21 protein-coding genes and 1 pseudogene are annotated in these 17077 nt (G+C 56.5%); 7 read left to right on the forward strand and 15 right to left on the reverse strand.

Translation table 11 applies throughout. From position 1 onward, the window contains the following. From SPBM01_RS01620 to SPBM01_RS22080, 9 genes and pseudogenes are all read right to left on the reverse strand, one after another. Positions 1-765, reverse strand: coding sequence for a TIGR02186 family protein (locus SPBM01_RS01620; RefSeq protein ID WP_410483018.1), 765 nt, complete (start codon positions 763-765; stop codon positions 1-3). Then, the gene (locus SPBM01_RS01625; protein WP_188063712.1) at positions 762-1676 is read right to left on the reverse strand and encodes a sulfite exporter TauE/SafE family protein; all 915 of its coding nucleotides are present in this window, start codon (positions 1674-1676) and stop codon (positions 762-764) included. The genes SPBM01_RS01620 and SPBM01_RS01625 overlap by 4 nt, the downstream gene beginning before the upstream one ends. Positions 1677-1734: 58 nt before the next feature. Next, positions 1735-2448 carry a hypothetical protein gene (locus SPBM01_RS01630; RefSeq protein ID WP_188063713.1) on the reverse strand — a complete coding sequence of 238 codons (714 nt, stop codon included), beginning with the start codon at positions 2446-2448 and terminating at the stop codon, positions 1735-1737. 52 nt (positions 2449-2500) lie between these two features. Then, the gene (gene tnpC / locus SPBM01_RS01635; RefSeq protein WP_188062681.1) at positions 2501-3856 is read right to left on the reverse strand and encodes an IS66 family transposase; all 1356 of its coding nucleotides are present in this window, start codon (positions 3854-3856) and stop codon (positions 2501-2503) included. Then, positions 3829-4272 (reverse strand): hypothetical protein, encoded by a 444-nt coding sequence (locus SPBM01_RS01640; protein WP_188063714.1) that lies wholly within the window; start codon positions 4270-4272, stop codon positions 3829-3831. Before SPBM01_RS01640 ends, tnpC begins: the two co-directional genes overlap by 28 nt. Beyond that, positions 4269-5165 (reverse strand): annotated as a pseudogene (locus SPBM01_RS01645) (glycosyl transferase family protein); the annotation flags it as partial. The pseudogene SPBM01_RS01645 and the gene SPBM01_RS01640, both read right to left, overlap by 4 nt. Positions 5166-5221: 56 nt before the next feature. Then, positions 5222-5743, reverse strand: a complete 522-nt coding sequence (locus SPBM01_RS01650; protein ID WP_188063715.1) for a Pycsar system effector family protein — start codon at positions 5741-5743, stop codon at positions 5222-5224. Position 5744: 1 nt separating this feature from the next. Further along, positions 5745-6443 (reverse strand): adenylate/guanylate cyclase domain-containing protein, encoded by a 699-nt coding sequence (locus SPBM01_RS01655; protein ID WP_188063716.1) that lies wholly within the window; start codon positions 6441-6443, stop codon positions 5745-5747. A gap of 426 nt (positions 6444-6869) precedes the next feature. Further along, positions 6870-7061, reverse strand: coding sequence for a DUF6771 family protein (locus tag SPBM01_RS22080; protein ID WP_287003059.1), 192 nt, complete (start codon positions 7059-7061; stop codon positions 6870-6872). Here SPBM01_RS22080 and SPBM01_RS01660 point away from each other — a divergent pair. Further along, positions 7017-7478 carry a Rap1a/Tai family immunity protein gene (locus SPBM01_RS01660; RefSeq protein WP_188063717.1) on the forward strand — a complete coding sequence of 154 codons (462 nt, stop codon included), beginning with the start codon at positions 7017-7019 and terminating at the stop codon, positions 7476-7478. The two genes, SPBM01_RS22080 and SPBM01_RS01660, sit on opposite strands and share 45 nt — an antisense overlap. Positions 7479-7673: 195 nt before the next feature. Here the strand turns inward: SPBM01_RS01660 and SPBM01_RS01665 are convergent, their stop codons facing one another. Both SPBM01_RS01665 and SPBM01_RS01670 read right to left on the reverse strand, forming a co-directional pair. Beyond that, a complete protein-coding gene (locus SPBM01_RS01665) occupies positions 7674-7931 on the reverse strand; it encodes a hypothetical protein (RefSeq protein ID WP_188063718.1) in 258 nt (85 codons plus the stop codon). A gap of 32 nt (positions 7932-7963) precedes the next feature. Then, positions 7964-8599, reverse strand: coding sequence for a hypothetical protein (locus SPBM01_RS01670; protein WP_223177755.1), 636 nt, complete (start codon positions 8597-8599; stop codon positions 7964-7966). Positions 8600-8826: 227 nt separating this feature from the next. Here SPBM01_RS01670 and SPBM01_RS01675 point away from each other — a divergent pair, with 227 nt between their 5' ends. From SPBM01_RS01675 to SPBM01_RS01695, 5 genes are all read left to right on the forward strand, one after another. Further along, positions 8827-9252, forward strand: a complete 426-nt coding sequence (locus SPBM01_RS01675; protein ID WP_188063720.1) for a D-Ala-D-Ala carboxypeptidase family metallohydrolase — start codon at positions 8827-8829, stop codon at positions 9250-9252. Then, entirely contained in the window at positions 9249-9581 is a 333-nt protein-coding gene (locus tag SPBM01_RS01680; RefSeq protein ID WP_188063721.1) for an endodeoxyribonuclease, read from the forward strand. The genes SPBM01_RS01675 and SPBM01_RS01680 overlap by 4 nt, the downstream gene beginning before the upstream one ends. A 189-nt stretch (positions 9582-9770) precedes the next feature. Continuing rightward, positions 9771-10517: a hypothetical protein gene (locus SPBM01_RS01685; RefSeq protein WP_188063722.1), complete on the forward strand. Its 747-nt coding sequence runs from the start codon at positions 9771-9773 to the stop codon at positions 10515-10517. 297 nt (positions 10518-10814) lie between these two features. Next, positions 10815-11918 carry a DNA-binding protein gene (locus SPBM01_RS01690; protein WP_188063723.1) on the forward strand — a complete coding sequence of 368 codons (1104 nt, stop codon included), beginning with the start codon at positions 10815-10817 and terminating at the stop codon, positions 11916-11918. Between the two features lie 168 nt (positions 11919-12086). Continuing rightward, positions 12087-12500 carry a hypothetical protein gene (locus tag SPBM01_RS01695; protein ID WP_188063724.1) on the forward strand — a complete coding sequence of 138 codons (414 nt, stop codon included), beginning with the start codon at positions 12087-12089 and terminating at the stop codon, positions 12498-12500. A gap of 402 nt (positions 12501-12902) precedes the next feature. Here SPBM01_RS01695 and SPBM01_RS01700 read toward each other — a convergent pair whose 3' ends face one another. Then, on the reverse strand, positions 12903-14102 hold the full coding sequence (locus tag SPBM01_RS01700) for an IS256 family transposase (protein ID WP_037542386.1): 1200 nt from the start codon (positions 14100-14102) through the stop codon (positions 12903-12905). 382 nt (positions 14103-14484) lie between these two features. Here SPBM01_RS01700 and SPBM01_RS01705 point away from each other — a divergent pair, with 382 nt between their 5' ends. Further along, the gene (locus SPBM01_RS01705) at positions 14485-16056 is read left to right on the forward strand and encodes a VapE domain-containing protein (protein ID WP_188063725.1); all 1572 of its coding nucleotides are present in this window, start codon (positions 14485-14487) and stop codon (positions 16054-16056) included. 86 nt (positions 16057-16142) lie between these two features. On the opposite strand, the gene SPBM01_RS01710 is transcribed toward SPBM01_RS01705, so the two are convergent. The 3 genes from SPBM01_RS01710 to SPBM01_RS01720 all read right to left on the reverse strand — a co-directional run bounded on the left by SPBM01_RS01710 (position 16143) and on the right by SPBM01_RS01720 (position 17056). After that, positions 16143-16364, reverse strand: coding sequence for a hypothetical protein (locus SPBM01_RS01710; RefSeq protein ID WP_188063726.1), 222 nt, complete (start codon positions 16362-16364; stop codon positions 16143-16145). A gap of 99 nt (positions 16365-16463) precedes the next feature. Continuing rightward, entirely contained in the window at positions 16464-16871 is a 408-nt protein-coding gene (locus SPBM01_RS01715) for a hypothetical protein (protein WP_188063727.1), read from the reverse strand. After that, the gene (locus SPBM01_RS01720) at positions 16871-17056 is read right to left on the reverse strand and encodes a hypothetical protein (protein WP_188063728.1); all 186 of its coding nucleotides are present in this window, start codon (positions 17054-17056) and stop codon (positions 16871-16873) included. Before SPBM01_RS01720 ends, SPBM01_RS01715 begins: the two co-directional genes overlap by 1 nt. Between the last annotated feature and the right edge of the window lie 21 nt (positions 17057-17077).

Consider the following 17077-nt stretch of genomic DNA (forward strand, 5'->3'; position numbering starts at 1 on the left):
TCAGAGGCGGCGGGCGATCGCGCCTGCCGCCCACCCCATGCCGACGGCCATCGCCATGGCAGTCAGGCCGTAGAGGAAGGACCAGTTTTCCGCCGCACTGGCCATAAATTGTTCAAAGCCCGACTTGCGCACGGTAATGTCGCGCACCGCCGCAGCCACGACCCGGCCATCCTGCACCAGGAAAGTTTCGGCGGTGTAATCGCCCACGATCACGCGCGCCGACAATGGCAAGCGGGCGCGATATAGCACGCCGTCGCTGATTTCCACCGTGCCGGGTCGCTCCACGAACAGGCCCGACCGCTGACGCAGGTCGACAAGGCCAGCCTGGAAGCGATCCAGTTCCGCGCTGTCGTTGAGCGAGGAAGGGGAGAGTTGCAGCTTGTCCACGCCCAGTTCGTAAATGGCAGCAGTGCGCGCATCGACGATCCGTTCGATCGGGCGCGATGACGCCATGGCGTAGAAGCTGGGCGCGGAGCGGAAGCGGGCGCGGTCGGCATTGACCCAGATGCCCGCCACCTTCTGTTTTTCGCGCATGGTGATCGATTGTTCCGGGCCTTTGAGGACCACGACGATGTCGGCTGGCTTGTCCGGCCTGCGCCCGTCGGGATAGACGATCGCGCCGAACAGCAACAGGTCCGCGCCGGTGAAGCTATATTGGATCACGACTTCGCGTTGCGACACGTCCGGCACCAGTTGCGGCTCGGCAGCCCCGACGATCAGGGGTATCGCCGCCGCCAGCAGCCATAGGCCAGCGTGACGCTTCACAGCAGTTCGATCGTGAAGATTTCGTCGGGCCGCCATGCCAGACCCAGCGCCATGCGCGCGGCGACCAGCAGCACGATGAAGGCCAGCAATACGCGCAGATATTCGGGCCTGACCGACATGGAAATGCGGGTGCCGACCTGCGCGCCCGTCACGCTGCCGATCAGCAGCAGCAGGGCCAGCACCAGATCGACCGCCTTGGTCGTCATCGCGTGCATCATCGTCGTCGCCATGGTGACGAACAATATCTGGAACAGCGATGTGCCGACCACCGACTGGGTCGTCATGCCCAACAGATAGAGCATGGCCGGAACAAGGATGAAGCCGCCGCCCACCCCCAGCAGCATCGTCAATATCCCCGTCGCCATGCCCAGCAACAGCGGCGCCAGCGGCGAGATATAGAGGCCCGACCGATAGAAGCGCCACCGCATCGGCAGCGCAGCGACCAGCGGGTGATGCCGTCGTTTGCGGGCGGTGGGCCGCCGCCCGGTCCTGAGCGCAACGAGCGACTGGATCGATTCCTTGGCCATCAATATGCCGATGCCACCCAGCATCACGACGTAGAGGATGCCGATCACGGTGTCGATCTGGCCGATATATTGCAGCAGGCGAAAGATGAAGACGCCCAGCCCCGCGCCCACGACGCCGCCTGCGATCAGCACGCCGCCCATGCGGAAATCCACCGTGCCGCGCGCCATATGGGACACGACGCCCGATACGCTGGCCCCAGTGACCTGCGACGCGGCGGAGGCGGCGGCAACGGTCGGCGGGATGCCGTAAAAGATCAGCAGCGGAGTCGTCAGAAACCCGCCGCCCACGCCGAACATGCCCGACAACAGGCCGACGACACCGCCCAGCCCGATGATGACCAGCGCGTTCACCGACAGATTGGCTATGGGCAGGTAGAGATCCATGGAGCGTCCGGGGTAAAGGCAAAGCGCCGCGATAGGAAGGCGTTGCGACGCGGTTGCGTCAAAAATCCGCCGCCAGCGTGACGGCCAGCCCGGAAGCGGGGGCGGCGCGACCGGCAATCCGCTCGCGCCATTCGACGCTGATCCGGGTGGCGATTTGCGGCAGGGGGAGGCGGAGCTGGATTTCGGGACCGATGTCGATCCGCGCGACGCCCGGCTGCGCCCCGCCCGACATCGCGCCGCCAATACGGATCGGCGACCCGGCGACCGGCGAGAGCAATGACAGCTTGCCGTCGATGAAAGCGTCGCGCCGTTTGAAGCCGACCATCCCTGCCTGTGCATAGGCTTCGGCCAGCAGCGGGCCGTCGCCGACCGGAGCAGGGCCAAAGCCGCCCACGACCATCACGGCATTGGCATTGCGCCCGCCTGCCCCCAGCGCGACGCGCCTTTCCGCCGCGACGCTGACCGGGATGGAGCGGGCAGGCTGAAAGGCGATGCCGATTGCCGCTTCGGGTGCGGCGGGGCGGGCCAGCGCACGGGTGGCGCGGGCATAGGCGACGGTGCGGCTGCCCGCTTTCGGGGTGAGGTCATAATCGATGCGGATGCCCGCCTGCGATCCGCCCAGACGGCCGACCGAAGCGATGTCGCGCCCGGTCGCTCCGGCACCACGCCACAAAGCCCAGGCGCTGCCATGCCAGCGGTCGGTAGGGGCGTTTGGCGACAGCGAGATGGACAATGGTGCTGCTAATGGTGTCACGCCTCTGCCACTGTCCATGTCGCTGTCGCCAAAACGTAATTGCTCACGGGGTCGGCAATTGGTGGGCTGATCAGGCGACCACGAATCTGCCGTCGACGAGTTCGCGGATGGCTACGAGGGCCGATTTTCCGCTGAGACGAGCGGTTCCGGTGACGGATCGATATCCAGCGTGGATCTGGGCGCCCCAGTCGGAGCGGAAGCCGTTGGTGACCTTGCGGAACACGACCGAGGGGCGGATCTCGCGCTCTGATATATTGTTGGTCGCAGGGACGTCGCGGTTGGTGAGGAAGACGAAGAACTTGCCCCGCCAGGCCTTGATTTGTTTGAGCAGAACGCGTCCCGCCGGGTGCGCGACAGGCATCTGTACCAGGCGGGTCAGCAGATTGTCGGCCTTCGCGGCGTAGGCGGCCAGCGTCGTGTCCTTCAGGCTGCTTCGTCGCTTGCCGATCCGGATCGCCCAGCGCAGGTGGTCGCGGACTTTGGGAGCGAAGGCGGTATCCCCGCAGTCGATGGCATACTGAACATCGCGCAGGACATGCGCGAGGCAGACCTGATGCTCCTTGCCCAGTTCCTGCTGTCCAGCGTAGCGATCGGAGACCCACACATCAGGTTGGTGGCCGCCCAACACCTCCTCAGCAACACTGCGCGCCCGGCGCGGGGCGATCTTGTGCAGAACCGCGTCTTTCGAGAGGAAGACCCATTGCCAATGGGCAATGCCGTTGGTGCGCGTGGACGTCTCATCGGACGCGATAATCTTTGCCGTGAGCAACTTGTCGGTGATCGCCTTCGTGGCTGCTGTCATTCCGGCCTCCATACGCCTGAACGCGTTGGCGATCGCCCCTTGGGAGATCGTGAGGCCAAACAGCTCCGCAGCAATGCGCGAAAGTCGCTCGAAGCTGACATGGTGGCTGTGATGCAGATAGGCCAGCAGCGAGCGGATGCCGGGGCCAAACGGCGTGCCCGGCTCCATGCCCGCCGGTGCTGCGGCACGGTAGCGACGGCCACATCCCCCGCAGCGCGCACCAAACAATTCGATGCGGGTCACAATCGGACGGATCGGCGGCAGGTCGATATGATCGTAGCGGTGGCGGCAATGCTGGGCCTGCGAGGATATATCGGTCCCGCAATGGCAGCAGCTTGCCGCCATGATGCGTTCGGTTTTGTCCGGCGTCTCGGTCAATGGGCGGTGCTTGCCTTCGCGCGGCGGGCGCTTGCCAGCCTTGGGCTTACCGCCTTTGCCACCGCGCTTGCCAAAGTCGTCCTTCGATGGCGGAATATGCGAATTCCTGGATGTCTTGCGCGGCGTGCCGACCAGGGATTCCAACTCAGAAATCCGCGCTACCAGTCGCTCGATCATCTCGTGCTGCGCGAGCAGCAACTCGTTCTTCTCGGCTTCGGTCAGCACATGAAGCGGCGGCGGTGACATCCGTAGGGTGAATCAGCCAATCGACCTCCGCGCAATACTTTTCTGCCAACCACGTGAGCAATTACGCCAAAACTGCTGTTTCCGCCATGATGGCGGTTGGCGAAGGCGACCGAAAAGCTGATGAATTTCAACAGATCGATCGTCGCCTGATCGTTGATCGCGGCTTGGGCAATGCTGCGCGGTGCGAGCCGTCGTGGCGGGGCAGGCAGCGTTGCCATCGCCAGATTGCGGGCCGGGACAGCGATTGGAAACAGGCGGGTCGGCTGTGACCGGGATAGCACGATAGCGCTCGCCGTCGCCAGCCTGACCGGCGCTGCGGGCGGCAATCCTGGCTGACTGGCGATGCGGACGGCGATCCACCCGGCCATCAGCAGGAAGAAGAAGCGCAGCGGTCGGCCGCTGACCGGAGGGGTCACGGATCGGTCTGCATGTCGGGGAAGCGATGCTGGGTCTTGTCCCATTTCAGCGGCGCGCCCAGCAGCGAGCGGGCGTAGAGGAAGATGGCGCGCCGTGCCGCCAATATTGCGATATAGTTGGCGATGACCGTGCGCGGCACTGCGCCCAGGCCATAGCGCCAGCCATAAGCCTTCCCCACGAACAGCGCGCGCATGGCCGCCCGCCAGATCATGAGGCCAAGGTTCAGCCAAAGCAGGGCGGTAATGGTGGGTGACAGCGACCGGGGCAGCAGGGGTTGGGCGGAGATCAGGTCGACGATCCAGAGCGCAGCCGACAATGGCAGCATCAGATAGGCGGCAAACAGGACGAGGGCCGCAATCGACGCTGCCCGATCACGCAGGCGCATCCACCATTCCGCCGGACCGCCGCGCCAGCCCAGCCGGTCCCACCCGGCCAGCGATATGCCCACGATCCAGCGCGCCTTTTGCCGCACCGCGCCGTCGATCGTGTCGGGAAAATATTCGCGCGTCGCCACCAGTTCGCCGCGCGCGTCGCGCATCCGCACGAACACGCCCTTGCCGCCCATGTCGCGGATGCGCAGGCCCGCTTCATAATCCTCCGTCAGCGATGAAGGGTCGAACGGGCCGGGCGCGCCATCATGCGCCAGCCGCGCAAGCGTGCCGCGCTCGAACGCGCAGGCTACCCCCGCAGACGGCACGGATGCACCCAACGCTTCCCGCACGGTCAGGAATTTGCCGTGGCTCTCGGCAAATTCGTCGCAATAATGATTGGCGATCGCGCGGGCCAGCAAGCCGCCCCGGCCGGGCAGCGGCAGGACGGGCAGTTGCACCATTTCGAACCTGTCGATCATGAAGTCGAAGATGCGGATTTCATCGGCATGGACGACATCTTCGCAAGTGGTTTCGGTTGTAACACCGAAAAGCCACGCAAATCTGCGGATTTTTGATCCTAACCAGAGATGACGGGAATTCTTCCGTTTGAAAGAGCAGTAGCGACGAGGACTATTGCCCAAGGCAGCAGCGACGCCGTGGCATACTGCGTAGCATTTTTCAGATACCGATATTTACAGGCTACGATCTCAGAGTTGCGCCAAATCTGACCCGAAATGTCATCAAGCAAATCCAATACCGACGCAGCCTTGTATTGTCTTATAAAGTCTGCTTCCCGCCGTTTCGCTATTTCCCCAAAATAAATGAGAGAGGCGCTTCCCCCCTCCAAATGAGGATACGCGCAACGATACAGATTAAAAAATGTGACGCCCATAGCGACTAGGAGAATGGCCAGCGGTGTTGCGATATACCATCTTTGGAAATCGCCAGCCGACAGATTGAGTGCAGCCACTGCGATCTCTGCACAGGAAATGGCAAATAGCGCCGATACGCGGGTGTCGAGACGAGGAATGAAGCTCTGGATTAGAGCCAAATGCCGTTCTGCAACTTCCAAACGGTGCCGGTCATCTGCAATTGCCATTTTAGAGACTCCACCAATATGTGGAAGAGTAGATTGTCTTGCCACCCATATCGTTCCAAGTGTTTGCAACCCACATATTTGTGCCATTTGACGCTGTTTTGGCAGAATTATCCATTTGGTCGTAAACAGCTTTTGTGATCCAAGTCGCCTTTGTATGATCTAATGCGGCGAGTTTTGCTGCATAGTTTGGCGCTTTGCCAACCCATACGAGATCGTTAGCGCCCCGAACTCCGGTCTTCGCAACAAAAATATCAGAAGTGTCGACACCACACACATGATATAGTTTGTAGGTAGTGCGTTCTTTGTAGTGGTCGTCCATCTCTTTTTGGACAATGTTTTTAGCGGCCCAGTTTATTTTCAATGCAGTTCTAACTGCGCTGGTGTTTTTTGAGTCTCCTAGATAGACCGCCATGATACGATCGCCATCATATGCGGTGATTGTTCCACCTTCGGAGAGAATGATCTTCGCAGCGCAATGTAGAAAGGTCTTGTAGACCTCTGCTGCGAAAAAGTCTTTGTAACCGTCTACTAGCTTAGTTGAATCTGCGAGGTCAGCGTAAAGTATGGTCGCTTTCAGCTTTACAGCATCGTTGTTTAGCTTGATACTGTCGTCGGATGGTACAACACTACCATCTCGCGTAGTCCATCTTTGCTGGAAGATCTCTCTAACGCGCTTTTCCAGATCCTCTTTAAGCGACATTCGATTTCCCCATTTTTCGATAACTTACAACCAAGTAAGGGATTTTCAATATCCCACAACTCGTGTTGATGTAAATTACGTCCGAAACGATTTGGGTATAAAACGAGACCTCGGCCGCGCTTGGGCATGGATTAACCTCGGAGCTTTCGGATCAGTCGCTTCCACTGGTCCTCGCTGCTCATCCAGTCCGGGTTATCTGGTCTGCGAGGCGAGGGAGCAAATCGTTCAGGATGGCCCCTACAGCGCGAGCAGCGCAAATGCGCTCCGACTGTTTCCATTGTGGTGTTCCAGCAATGGACGAGGAACCAACGGTTGAGTTTATCGGCATCGAGAACTCCTGAGTGACCGCATTTGCAGATGATGAAAAGGTTCGCTTGGCGTCTCGCGTAGTCGCCTAGATTTCTGAGCGTCGGGTTAGCGCCCACTTCAAAGCGGGAACGTCATCTGACGGGCATCAGGGATCGGCTGTTGCTTGTCCCATGCTGCTAAGATGCTCTGCGCCAGTTCAAGCGCGGCGTTCTCTCGCAGGCGCTCGTTCGGTGCTGTCAGTGCCACTCTTGCCCAACCGGGCGCGTGAAGAAGGCTCTGCGCGAGCCAGAGGGAATCAGGCTGGTTCATGAAGGCAATGTAGAACAAAAAGAGAACGCATTGGCAAGTGCGATTGTGCAGGGTATGCCCGATCCAAAGGGGACGTTTATGCTGATGCTGCTTCTTGCCGTGGCCGCTGGATCGCCAGCAATTGAGTATCGAAGCCTTAGCTCAATACCGGGATCGGTATTGGTTAGGGAATGCGCGGGCGACGCTGTTTCAACGGATCGTGGATTGGTCATGGACCTGTGCAATGCCTATATCCTTGGGGTCGCCGATACATTGCAAGCGAATAGACTTACCTGCCGGTCACATTCGGATGCGGCCAGTTTGCAGTCCGTAGGTGTCGTGCGAAAATATATAAAGGATCACCCGGAAAGGTGGAATGCGCACCCGGCGATCATGGTCCAAGAGGCTTTACAGCAAGCCTTCCCATGTCAGCGGTGATGATGAGAATGCAGGAATTGAACCCTCATTAGCTCTACGATGAGGCCTCGAACCTCATTTCTTCGGCCATTTGGCCGCTATCTTGTCCCTTAAACGACGTAGAATGAGTGTGTCGGACCGGATCTAGGCAGCTTCGAACTGTCCCGCATCTAGCGTCCTCCGTGTGGAATAGGCCCGACCATCCGACACACATATTTAGCTTGCAGCCTTGTCAGCTTCGCGGGCCTTCTCAACCAGTGTGATAGCTTCATGTAGCTTCGCCACGACCTGATCTAGTGCCGGGTCGATGTTGACGGTCACGAACTCTTCGCGCTTGGTCGTCAGGCTATACACCTTGTCGAGCAAGATCGCGGCTTCGCCAATCACCTTATCGGCATCGAAGAAGTAGTTGGGCTTGCCCTTCGGATTTTCGATGTCTGGCAGGCGGTAGATTTCTTTGGTTGTGTCGGACATTTTTGCCTCTCCTATAATTGCTGCTCTACTTATCAATTCAGCTTCAAGCCGATCTTCGCGAGAATGGCGTCGGCATCGTCGCGGGCAATCTCAACATCGGTCTTGGTCCAGACGAATAGGTCGTCATGGCTGGTAAATGTCGGTGGTGTGATGTGGGGAATGGCGCGCTTGCCAGCACCGCAAAATGCGTTCGGGTCTTGTCCCTGATACAAGTCTTTCGTCTCTTTGATCTTCGCCATGGGGGCCAAAATCGCGCCTTCATGCGCGACAATCTCGCTCTCGCTGTGGACATGGCAAAGATGGGTCATCGCGCAGTTGCCGTCAGCGGCGCGGTATTCGTTAATCTCGCTCATCAGCACCTTAGCCAAACGAGCATATTGGCCTTTGTTGACTGCCTCGGTCAGCGGGATCATCACCGAAACGGTGGCCTCGCCCTTACGGGTCATGCTGTCGAAAATCACATGCGCGTAGCCTAGTCGGTCGAGAGCAGCATGAAGCGCAGCGCCTTTCGCTGCTAAATCCTTGCCGTGATATTCCAGCGCAATCGCGGTCGATGATAGCCAGTATTCTTCGTGGTTGTTGGCCGTCTTGAGATTCTTCCATGTGCCGAACGACCATGCCGCTGGCTGGTCATCAAAGCGCTTCATGTGTTCGATTGCACCCAGCATATATCCGACGATTGGATGGCAGTTATCCCCTTGGTCATTCCTCCAGCATCCAGAGTAAGCATCTTGGCGGCTGTAAGAGCGTGGACCGACATTAAAACGGGTTAGGTGAAGAGGTGTCATTTTATTCTCCAATCAGTCCAGCAGCAACTCTGCTGTCCTATTAATTACCTGATTGTGGAGATTTAGGGCTGATAAGGGTCCAAAAGCCCTGATTGTAAATATGGGTTATGACCCAACTATCAAAACATTTCTCGCTCGCAGAACTAACCATAACCAGTTCTGGACTTAACAATACACCTAATGCCACGCAGCTTGCTAATCTGACTAAGACCGCACAAGCCATGGAAGCAGTGCGAACATTGCTCGGCAGGCCAATCCGCGTAAACAGCGGGTTCCGCAGTGCGGCGGTCAATCGCGCAGTCGGTGGCTCCCCAACATCGGCACATGCTCAGGGCTATGCCGTTGATTTCGTCTGTCCCGCGTTCGGCGACCCTATGACGATCTGTAAGGCTATCGTCGCGTCGGGCATCAAGTTCGATCAGCTTATTATGGAAAAGAACCGCTGGGTTCATATCAGCTTCGATCCACGCATGAGGCAGCAGGTGCTTTCGTGGTGGGGTGGTGCTTATAAGTCTGGGCTGGTGTCGAAGTGAGCGGCTACCGCAACAGCTACGAAACCCGGTGCGCTGCTCAAATCGGTCCCGAATATGCCTATGAGCCGGTGAAGCTGACATACACCCTGGAATGTTCGTATTTGCCCGATTTCGTGGATGTGGCGAACAAGCGCATCATCGAAGCGAAGGGGCTTTTCGACACGGCTGATCGTCGCAAAATTCTTGCCGTCAAAGCCCAGCATCCAGATTATTCTATCGAGATTTGGTTTCAGAAGCCCGATATGAAGATCAGCAAAGGCAGCAAAACCACTTACAGCGCATGGTGCGATAAGCATGGTATCGCTTGGAAGCAGGGACCATTGCGGTAAATAGGTGTGTCGCATAGTGCGACATCGGAATGCTCACCCCGAATAAGGCACCACACTTCTTTTTGGAGTGTGGTGCTTTTTTATATTGCGCGAATCGAATCGAGTCATCCATAGGAGTCTTACCGGAAGCGAACTGCTCCGGTCTCCGTCCGTGCGACAGATCGGCATCATGCCGGATTGGAGAATAAAATGTCACATTTTTGGCTCAAGCCTGACGAGCAGGCTTTGATGGATAGCGCCACAGCCACGGCGCATGATTATGGCTATATCGGCGCGTTCGATATTGGCACCGCGACCAAGACGGCACTCAAAAAGCTGCTGGGTTATGAAGCGAAGCCTGAGGATCAGATTCGTCCCCATAAGCTAGTGAATCAGACACGCTATTGCGTGTCGACGGAGCGTCGTCGCCCGAACATGCGCGTGAAGGTGCTTGTCCGCGTCACCAAGAACCAAGCTATGCGGTTGAAACTCAGCCTTACTGATGACGACCTAACGGCGAGGCTTATGGACGACCCAACCGGCGAGTATTGGGGCAATCTGCTGATCTCGCAGTCCCATTTGCCATCCAAAGTTCTCGTCAAAGATGGATACGGGGCGCGTTGGCATGTTATCATGTGCCTGCAAGAACTCATGAAGAATGAAGGTTTCGGCCCCACGCTCGAACGTGTTTCGACGTTTGCTGACGCATTGCCGGTAGAATGGCGGGCAGCGTTTGTGCTGACCAATTTCAGCAATTGGTCGCGGTCGCATTCGCCGTATGACTTTTTCAACCGGCAGCGCGGCAAGCTGAACTTCGCCGATCAGAAATCAGAGGACAATTTCTTCAACGGCATCTTTGATGAGCCGATCACGAAATGCGGTCAGTCATGGGCAACCGATTTCTGGCGCATGTGCCAGAATGCTGAATATCGCCAGAAGGTAGGCATCGGGGCATGAGGAAGCGGCATAAAAAGAACCCCGGTCCTGACAATGCGTGGATTTTTGGCCGCGATGTGCTGCGCGACAATGATTGGGACGAGCAGCTTTTCGTAGCTGATCTGCGCCAAAGCCGACGCAAGAAAGCCAGATGAACAAATGACCGGCGACAGCGCCGCCGGTCATTCTCCCTGCTGGGGAGCGGTCTCTGTCGCCTGCGCGTCGAAATTCAAATCAGATAAAATAATGACAACTCGAAGTCGCAGGCAATAAGTCTGCGATATCGGAATTCATTGTAAAAAGAAATCGAGGTTAGAAATGGAAATTCAAAGTAAGCTAAAGTTATTTCGTGATAGCAAAGGGCATAAGCCAGAGTTTATCGAAAACAGGTATCGGCATTGTGTTGAACGTGCGTCAGACCGCTATGGTTTTGACCTGAGTTATGACGATTGGGAACGCATCAACTATATTGTTTTTGCGGAAACCGACGATTGCGAATTCGTCAACGTAGGCGATACGACCGAAGCAGGGCTTTATATCGTAAAGTTCAAAGGGCAGCAGTTTTTCGTCGCATACAGCGAGTCAGCCTATCTCTGTATGACCTTTTTCCCGCGCTCAGATAGTCGCTTCCTCGCGGCTCTACATGGCGCTGCCCCTGTGCTGCTCTGTCCCGCTGAAAAGGCATATCGGGCAGCAAAGCAAGCTGTAGCCGACGCTTTTGACGATGTGGTCATCACAGGGGCCGGGAAGGTACATATGCCCTATGTTCCGGCGCCGATCCATGTGCAGGGGCTTCCTGCGAATAATGTGTTCGCTGAGGCACTGGCCGACTTTGTGCCAACACCGCCACCGGCTTTGTCACAGGTCGCGATTGCGGTTCCGGCTGTCATCGAACCTACGGTCGGAGGCGAAGTTGCGGGTATGTTCGCTATGCTGGAAAAGCGTTTCGCGGAATATGAGAAGCGCTTGGACGACGCAGAAGAAGCCAAGCAGCGAGAGATTGCCGCGCTCGAGGCCCAGCTTGCGAGCTTGCGATCAGAGGATGAGGGGCGCTCGATTTCACGCCAATTCATCGCGATGAATAGGGACTTCGCGCAGGCCACATTCAATAAGCTGGTAAATGGGGTTCTGGATGAGGCTTCGGCATCATCGGTTGTTCAAATGATGCTTGCCCAACAAGCTGCCAATGACACGGCGACCAACGCAGCGATTAAGCCGATCCCGGCTGATGGAACTGACGGCGTGTTGATTTTGCGCGGTAAGCGTCAGTTTTACCGCTTTGAAGGCGTCACCCGGTCGTTGAAGGATTGGGCAGTCAGCAAGGGGATTTCCTACGCATTGCTGCTCCACCGCCTGAACACCGGAATGACATTTCGTGAGGCGGTCGAAATGCCGGTTCGCCCTCGCAAGAAGGCCAGCTAACCAAATACGGGCAGGGGGCGTCTGTTTGCTCCCTGTCCTTCCCGTAAATCTCAGTGCGCAATCGACTGCCCGGCAAGACCTGCCGGGCATCTACCATGCCACCGCATCCAGATCGAACCCAAGGTGGCGTTCGCGAGCCGGCGATCCGGCAGCATAACGAGATTCAAAATGTTTCAGAAACTAATCACGCTCCCCGGTCCTCCGCACTTGATGGTGGAAATCAGAGACGACAGCGAACCCCAAGGTTGGCACTGGGGAGAAGGAAGCCCCGGATTGCTGAACGGCCTGTCTGTGATGCCCATGGTGATGATTGGGCAAACGGTTAGCACAGCTCTCAGTTGTGAATGCGTGGACGAAGAGGATTGGCAATTTGCCATTTCGGTCATCGATCTGATGAACAAGCGCATTCAGCGAGGGCTGAAAACCATGTGGGCGCTTCACCGTGATCCAGCGGGTGACGGCTATCGGATGGCAATTTACTTCCCCAATGAAGAAGGGCTTGAGATCTTCGAGCGCAAGGTTTGCACGATAAGCGGACACGAAGCTCACAACATGTCGAGGACCACGCGCTTGTTCCTCTGATCTGCCCCGCAGAAGGCCGCTCAGCGCGATTTGGGGTCACACGGTAGCACGACTACCCCGAATTGCGCTGGTGGCTGTGTGGCCCGTTGGTGTCTTTGCTGCTTCAAACCTGAAAGGAAGGAAATCCGTTAAGGATGTGAAGGATATTAAGGGAAATACCCTTAACAACGATACATATATCAAAGAATATTTTTCTTTATATTATTAATTAAGAAAAACCCTTAACATCCTTAACATCCTTAACATCAGAAATAAACCGCAGAAAAGGGCGAGTTTAGGACACCAAACCCGTGAAGGGTCCGTGAAGGATGTTAAGGGTTCTGGACTCAGGCACAACGACGCGAGATCGTGTCCCGCGGGATGGTGTAACAGCGGGTATCCTCGGTAGAGGATCGGACTGGATCAGGCTGCCACGCCGGGCAAACTGATGAGGGGATTGTCGCTGACGGTGGCGAGACTTTCAAGTGTCATATATCGGCGAGCCACGGCCCATTCGTCCTGCTGTTCGAGCATGAGGGCTCCGACGAGGCGTACAATGGCCGCGTCATTGGGAAAGATGCCGACAACGTCGGATCTTCGTTTGATCTCTCCGTTGAGACGTTCCAGGGGATTTGTGCTGGAAATCTGCGGCCAATGTTCTTTCGGGAAGGCTGTGTAGGCGAGGACGTCTTCGCGGGAGCCATCCATCATCTCAGCAAGTTTGGGAGCGCGATCACGCAGGGCATCGGCGACTGTTTGCCATTGCTTATGAGCCTCCTGAGCAGTTTCCTGCGCGAAAATTGTCTTGATCATGGCGGTGACGGCGGCACGCTGCTTAGTGGAAACATGGGCGAGCGCATTGCGCATCCAATGAATCCGACAGCGTTGCTGGGTTGCGTGGAAGACCTTGCTGGCAGCGGCGCGTAGGCCCTTGTGATCGTCTGCAATGACAAGTTTGACGCCCCTGAGCCCGCGATCGGCAAGAGAGCGCAAGAAGCCCTTCCAGAAGGTTTCGGCCTCGGTTGGCCCGGTGTCGACGCCCAGTATCTCGCGGCGGCCATCGTTGCTGACACCGACAGCTATTATCGTCGCGGTCGACACAATCCGGCCACCCTGGCGCGATTTGATGTAGGTCGCATCGAGCCACAGATAAGGGAATTCGCCCTCGATTGGCCTGTTGAGGAAAGCGTTAACCCGTTCGTCGATCTCTTGGATCAGTCGGCTGACGGCGCTCTTGGAGATGCCCGTAGCGCCCATGGCCTTCACGAGATTATCGACCGATCGCGTCGAAATGCCCTGGACATAGGCTTCCTGTATCACCGCCGTCAGGGCCTTCTCGGCAGTCCGGCGGGGTTCAAGGAAGGATGGGAAATACGATCCCTTGCGTAGCCGCGGGATCTCCAGTTCGATGTGGCCGGCCCTGGTCTCCCAGGAACGCTCTCGATAGCCGTTGCGCTGGACCTGTCGCCCGGCAGGGTCGCGAGCGCCATGCGCGGCACCAGTCAGCACCTGCACTTCAGCTTCCATCATTCGCTCAGCGGCAAATGCCAACATCTCGCGAACGAGATCTGCATCAGCGCCCTTTTCAACCAGCTCGATAAGGGCCATTCTGTCTGTGGTCATCGTCGTCTCCGATAGGTTCATTGGTTTCGCAACCCGAACTCTACCGAAGATTGGCGATGGCCGCCTAGACAGAAGCCATGCCACCGTTGGGGCATGAAGCTCCGGTCGCTACGCTCCCTCCGCTTCACGCCCCAACGGTGACGCTGTTACACCACGTAACGGGACACGGCCACGACGCGAACAGAACTCGGAAAAGTAGTCCAGAATTGTAGAAAGATATCGCTATCTGGGCGTTATATCCCGTATATTATAAATAACATTGAAGCAGCAGACTGGAAACTGTCGCTTCGGCAGTGGTCTGATGCTTTACTTGATATGAAAAGTTCTGTCCGCTGTGTGTCTCCAGTCCGCACAGCGGACTTTTTATATCGAGGTTATCAAAATGACAAAAGAAGAAGGCGCAAAGCCTCAGACCGTTATCGAATTTCCTAAAGCAGCAACTCAGGTCGGACCTCTCGATCAGGAATATACCTGCTACAAGGATAAGCTCAACGGCATCATCACCTACCTAACTACCCAGAAACTCAGCAACGCATTCATCGACGGCAAGGGCGTCGTTAAGCTGCTCGACGGAAACGAGGATAACACCGCGATCCGCACTTGGCTTGATGACAATGGCCTGTTGACCAAGGGTGCCTTCGATAAGGCTCTCAGGAAGCATGTCCGCGACACCATTGTCTATAATGCCCTCGGTTTCATCCCTCAGAGCGTTCAGGACTTCGTGAAGCAGTATGCGGAGAAGCAGGGCATCACGCTAACCCCGAACGGAATGTTGAAGCGCCAGCGCGCCTACAAACTGATTAATCGCCATGGCAAGGCCGATGACGAAGTGAACCACCATAATTGCGACACCAGCGATGTGACTCGTCTGGTCTATGACGTAGCCAATACAGAGGGTGCCGATCTGGTCAGCTTCGGGCGCGAACTTCGCTTGGTGAACGACAATCTGAATCTCGGTTATCGCGACAGCGTTGTGACCGACGCAGTTGATGCTTGGCGCGAACAAGTCACCCTCGACATGAAGGTCGAACTGCTCCTTACCCTGAAATACGAGAAGGGCCGTGCGACCGGTCCAGCGGGTCAGGCCATGTGGGCAGACATGGAAGCTGCCTGCTTTGATACGTCAGATACCACCGCAGGCTTTCCCACGGCTGTCCTCAAAAAGTTCATGTGGCAGGTCAAGCGCAAGGCGCGCGGATTGACCGTTACCAATCACTTGATGCCGGTCCTATCGGGCGCTCAGGGTAAGGGTAAGACGCATTTCGTCCAGGCCATGACAAACCCGCTGGAGCATTTCAAACGTCAGGTGGATTTCAACATCATCACCGATGGCAAGACCGCTGACATTTGGTCCAGCCTGATCCTGTTTATCGATGAAATGGGCTTCTTCTCGAAGGCCGATGTGGACACGGTGAAGAATGTCATCACGGCTGAAAGTCGATCCATCCGCGCAATGCGTCAGAATAGCAGCGCGCCGATCCGTAATCATGCGACGCTCATTGGCTGTACGAACAAAAGCCTTGGACAGCTTATCCGTGACGAAACCGGCGGTCGTCGTTTCGCTGAATTGGTATGGCGCAATGATCCTAATTGGGATGCGCTAAATCAGGTCGATTGGGTGATGCTCTGGCAGAGCGTTGATGAAATGGGCGAAGACCCGTTAATTGCTGCGAACATGATGGAACGCCTTCGTGAACAGCAGGAAGATAACCGAAACCAAAGCCCGATTGAGATTTGGGTTCGTGAAGAGGGCCACGTTTTCAAGAACTGGAAGCGCGCCAGCGAACTACATTCACTCTACCGAGAATGGGAAAAGGAAGCATTTCCGCGTCAGGATACCAATCAGACGATGTTCGGTCGCAGCCTGACAAACCTCATCACAAGCATTGAGGACTTCCCGTTCGAGAAGCAGCAACAGAGGGATGGCGTGAAATACCGCTACAGTGGCATTTAATAGTGACGCGCAGTAGTCCGTGAGCATATAATGAAGTTGTAGGGTGTTTCATAGCGGTTGCACCCTACAACCCTTAACGATCCCTATCAGTTGGCTTCCGGCCACTCAAAGCGGTAATGCGGTGTCCCATCACCTAAAATCACATTGAGGTTAGTCGGATAATCGCCTTCGAAATATATTGTCCTGAAACCGTCTTCATCCTCAGATTTCCGGTAGAACATATCGTAGTCATGAAAATCGGAATCGCCAAAATGCTCGGCGAGCAATTCCTTGTCAGCAACGTCTAAATATGTGGCTTCTTCGCTCATCGAAACCATTCTCCCCGTAAAAAAAGCTAATGCGTTGGACCGATTTTCCCGTCGTTCGATCCAAGCTGTATGTCGGATCGAACCAGAGCTTTATCAAGCTCAGTGTTTCGGGACGGTAATGCTGCGCTCGATCGTCATTTCTGATTTCACGGTCGGCGACTTCTTCGCGAACTGAACCTGTAAGCCCAGCGCCCCTATGACGCCCGCCAGCACGCAAAGAGCGTACCTAGCAGCACTGGCCGCACCGACGACGCCCTTCATGCCTCCATGGGCTTCTGAGCGCGCCGTTTTCAAATCCTCAACGTCGGTGACGACCTTCTCAAAACGCGCCAAGTGGACAGTGCGCCCACGTTCGGAGGCTTCAAGATCGGAGACACGAACATTGAGGTCTTTAATCTCAGCCGTGTTGGTTGCTGTCTGGCTCAACAAGCTGTCTAGCTTGCCATCCATCTTGCCCAGCATCATGAGAATGTCGGGTGACAAGGTTGCTTCTGACTTAGTGGTCATTAGAGCAAACCCGATGCGACCTCAAACAGAGCGACCAGCACGGCAGCAGCGCCAGCACTCTTCACCTTGTTTGCGACGACCTTTGCCACAACAGTCTGCACAACAGGGTTTTTCACCAGTCCCTTTGCGGTATTTCCCACGAAGCCCAACACGGACTTAACGGCCTTCTTAGTCTTTGCCTTCATGTCGGCACCCCCATTCTTTTT

Origin of the sequence: Sphingobium sp. KCTC 72723, from assembly GCF_014280435.1 — a bacterium.
Classification (GTDB): domain Bacteria; phylum Pseudomonadota; class Alphaproteobacteria; order Sphingomonadales; family Sphingomonadaceae; genus Sphingobium.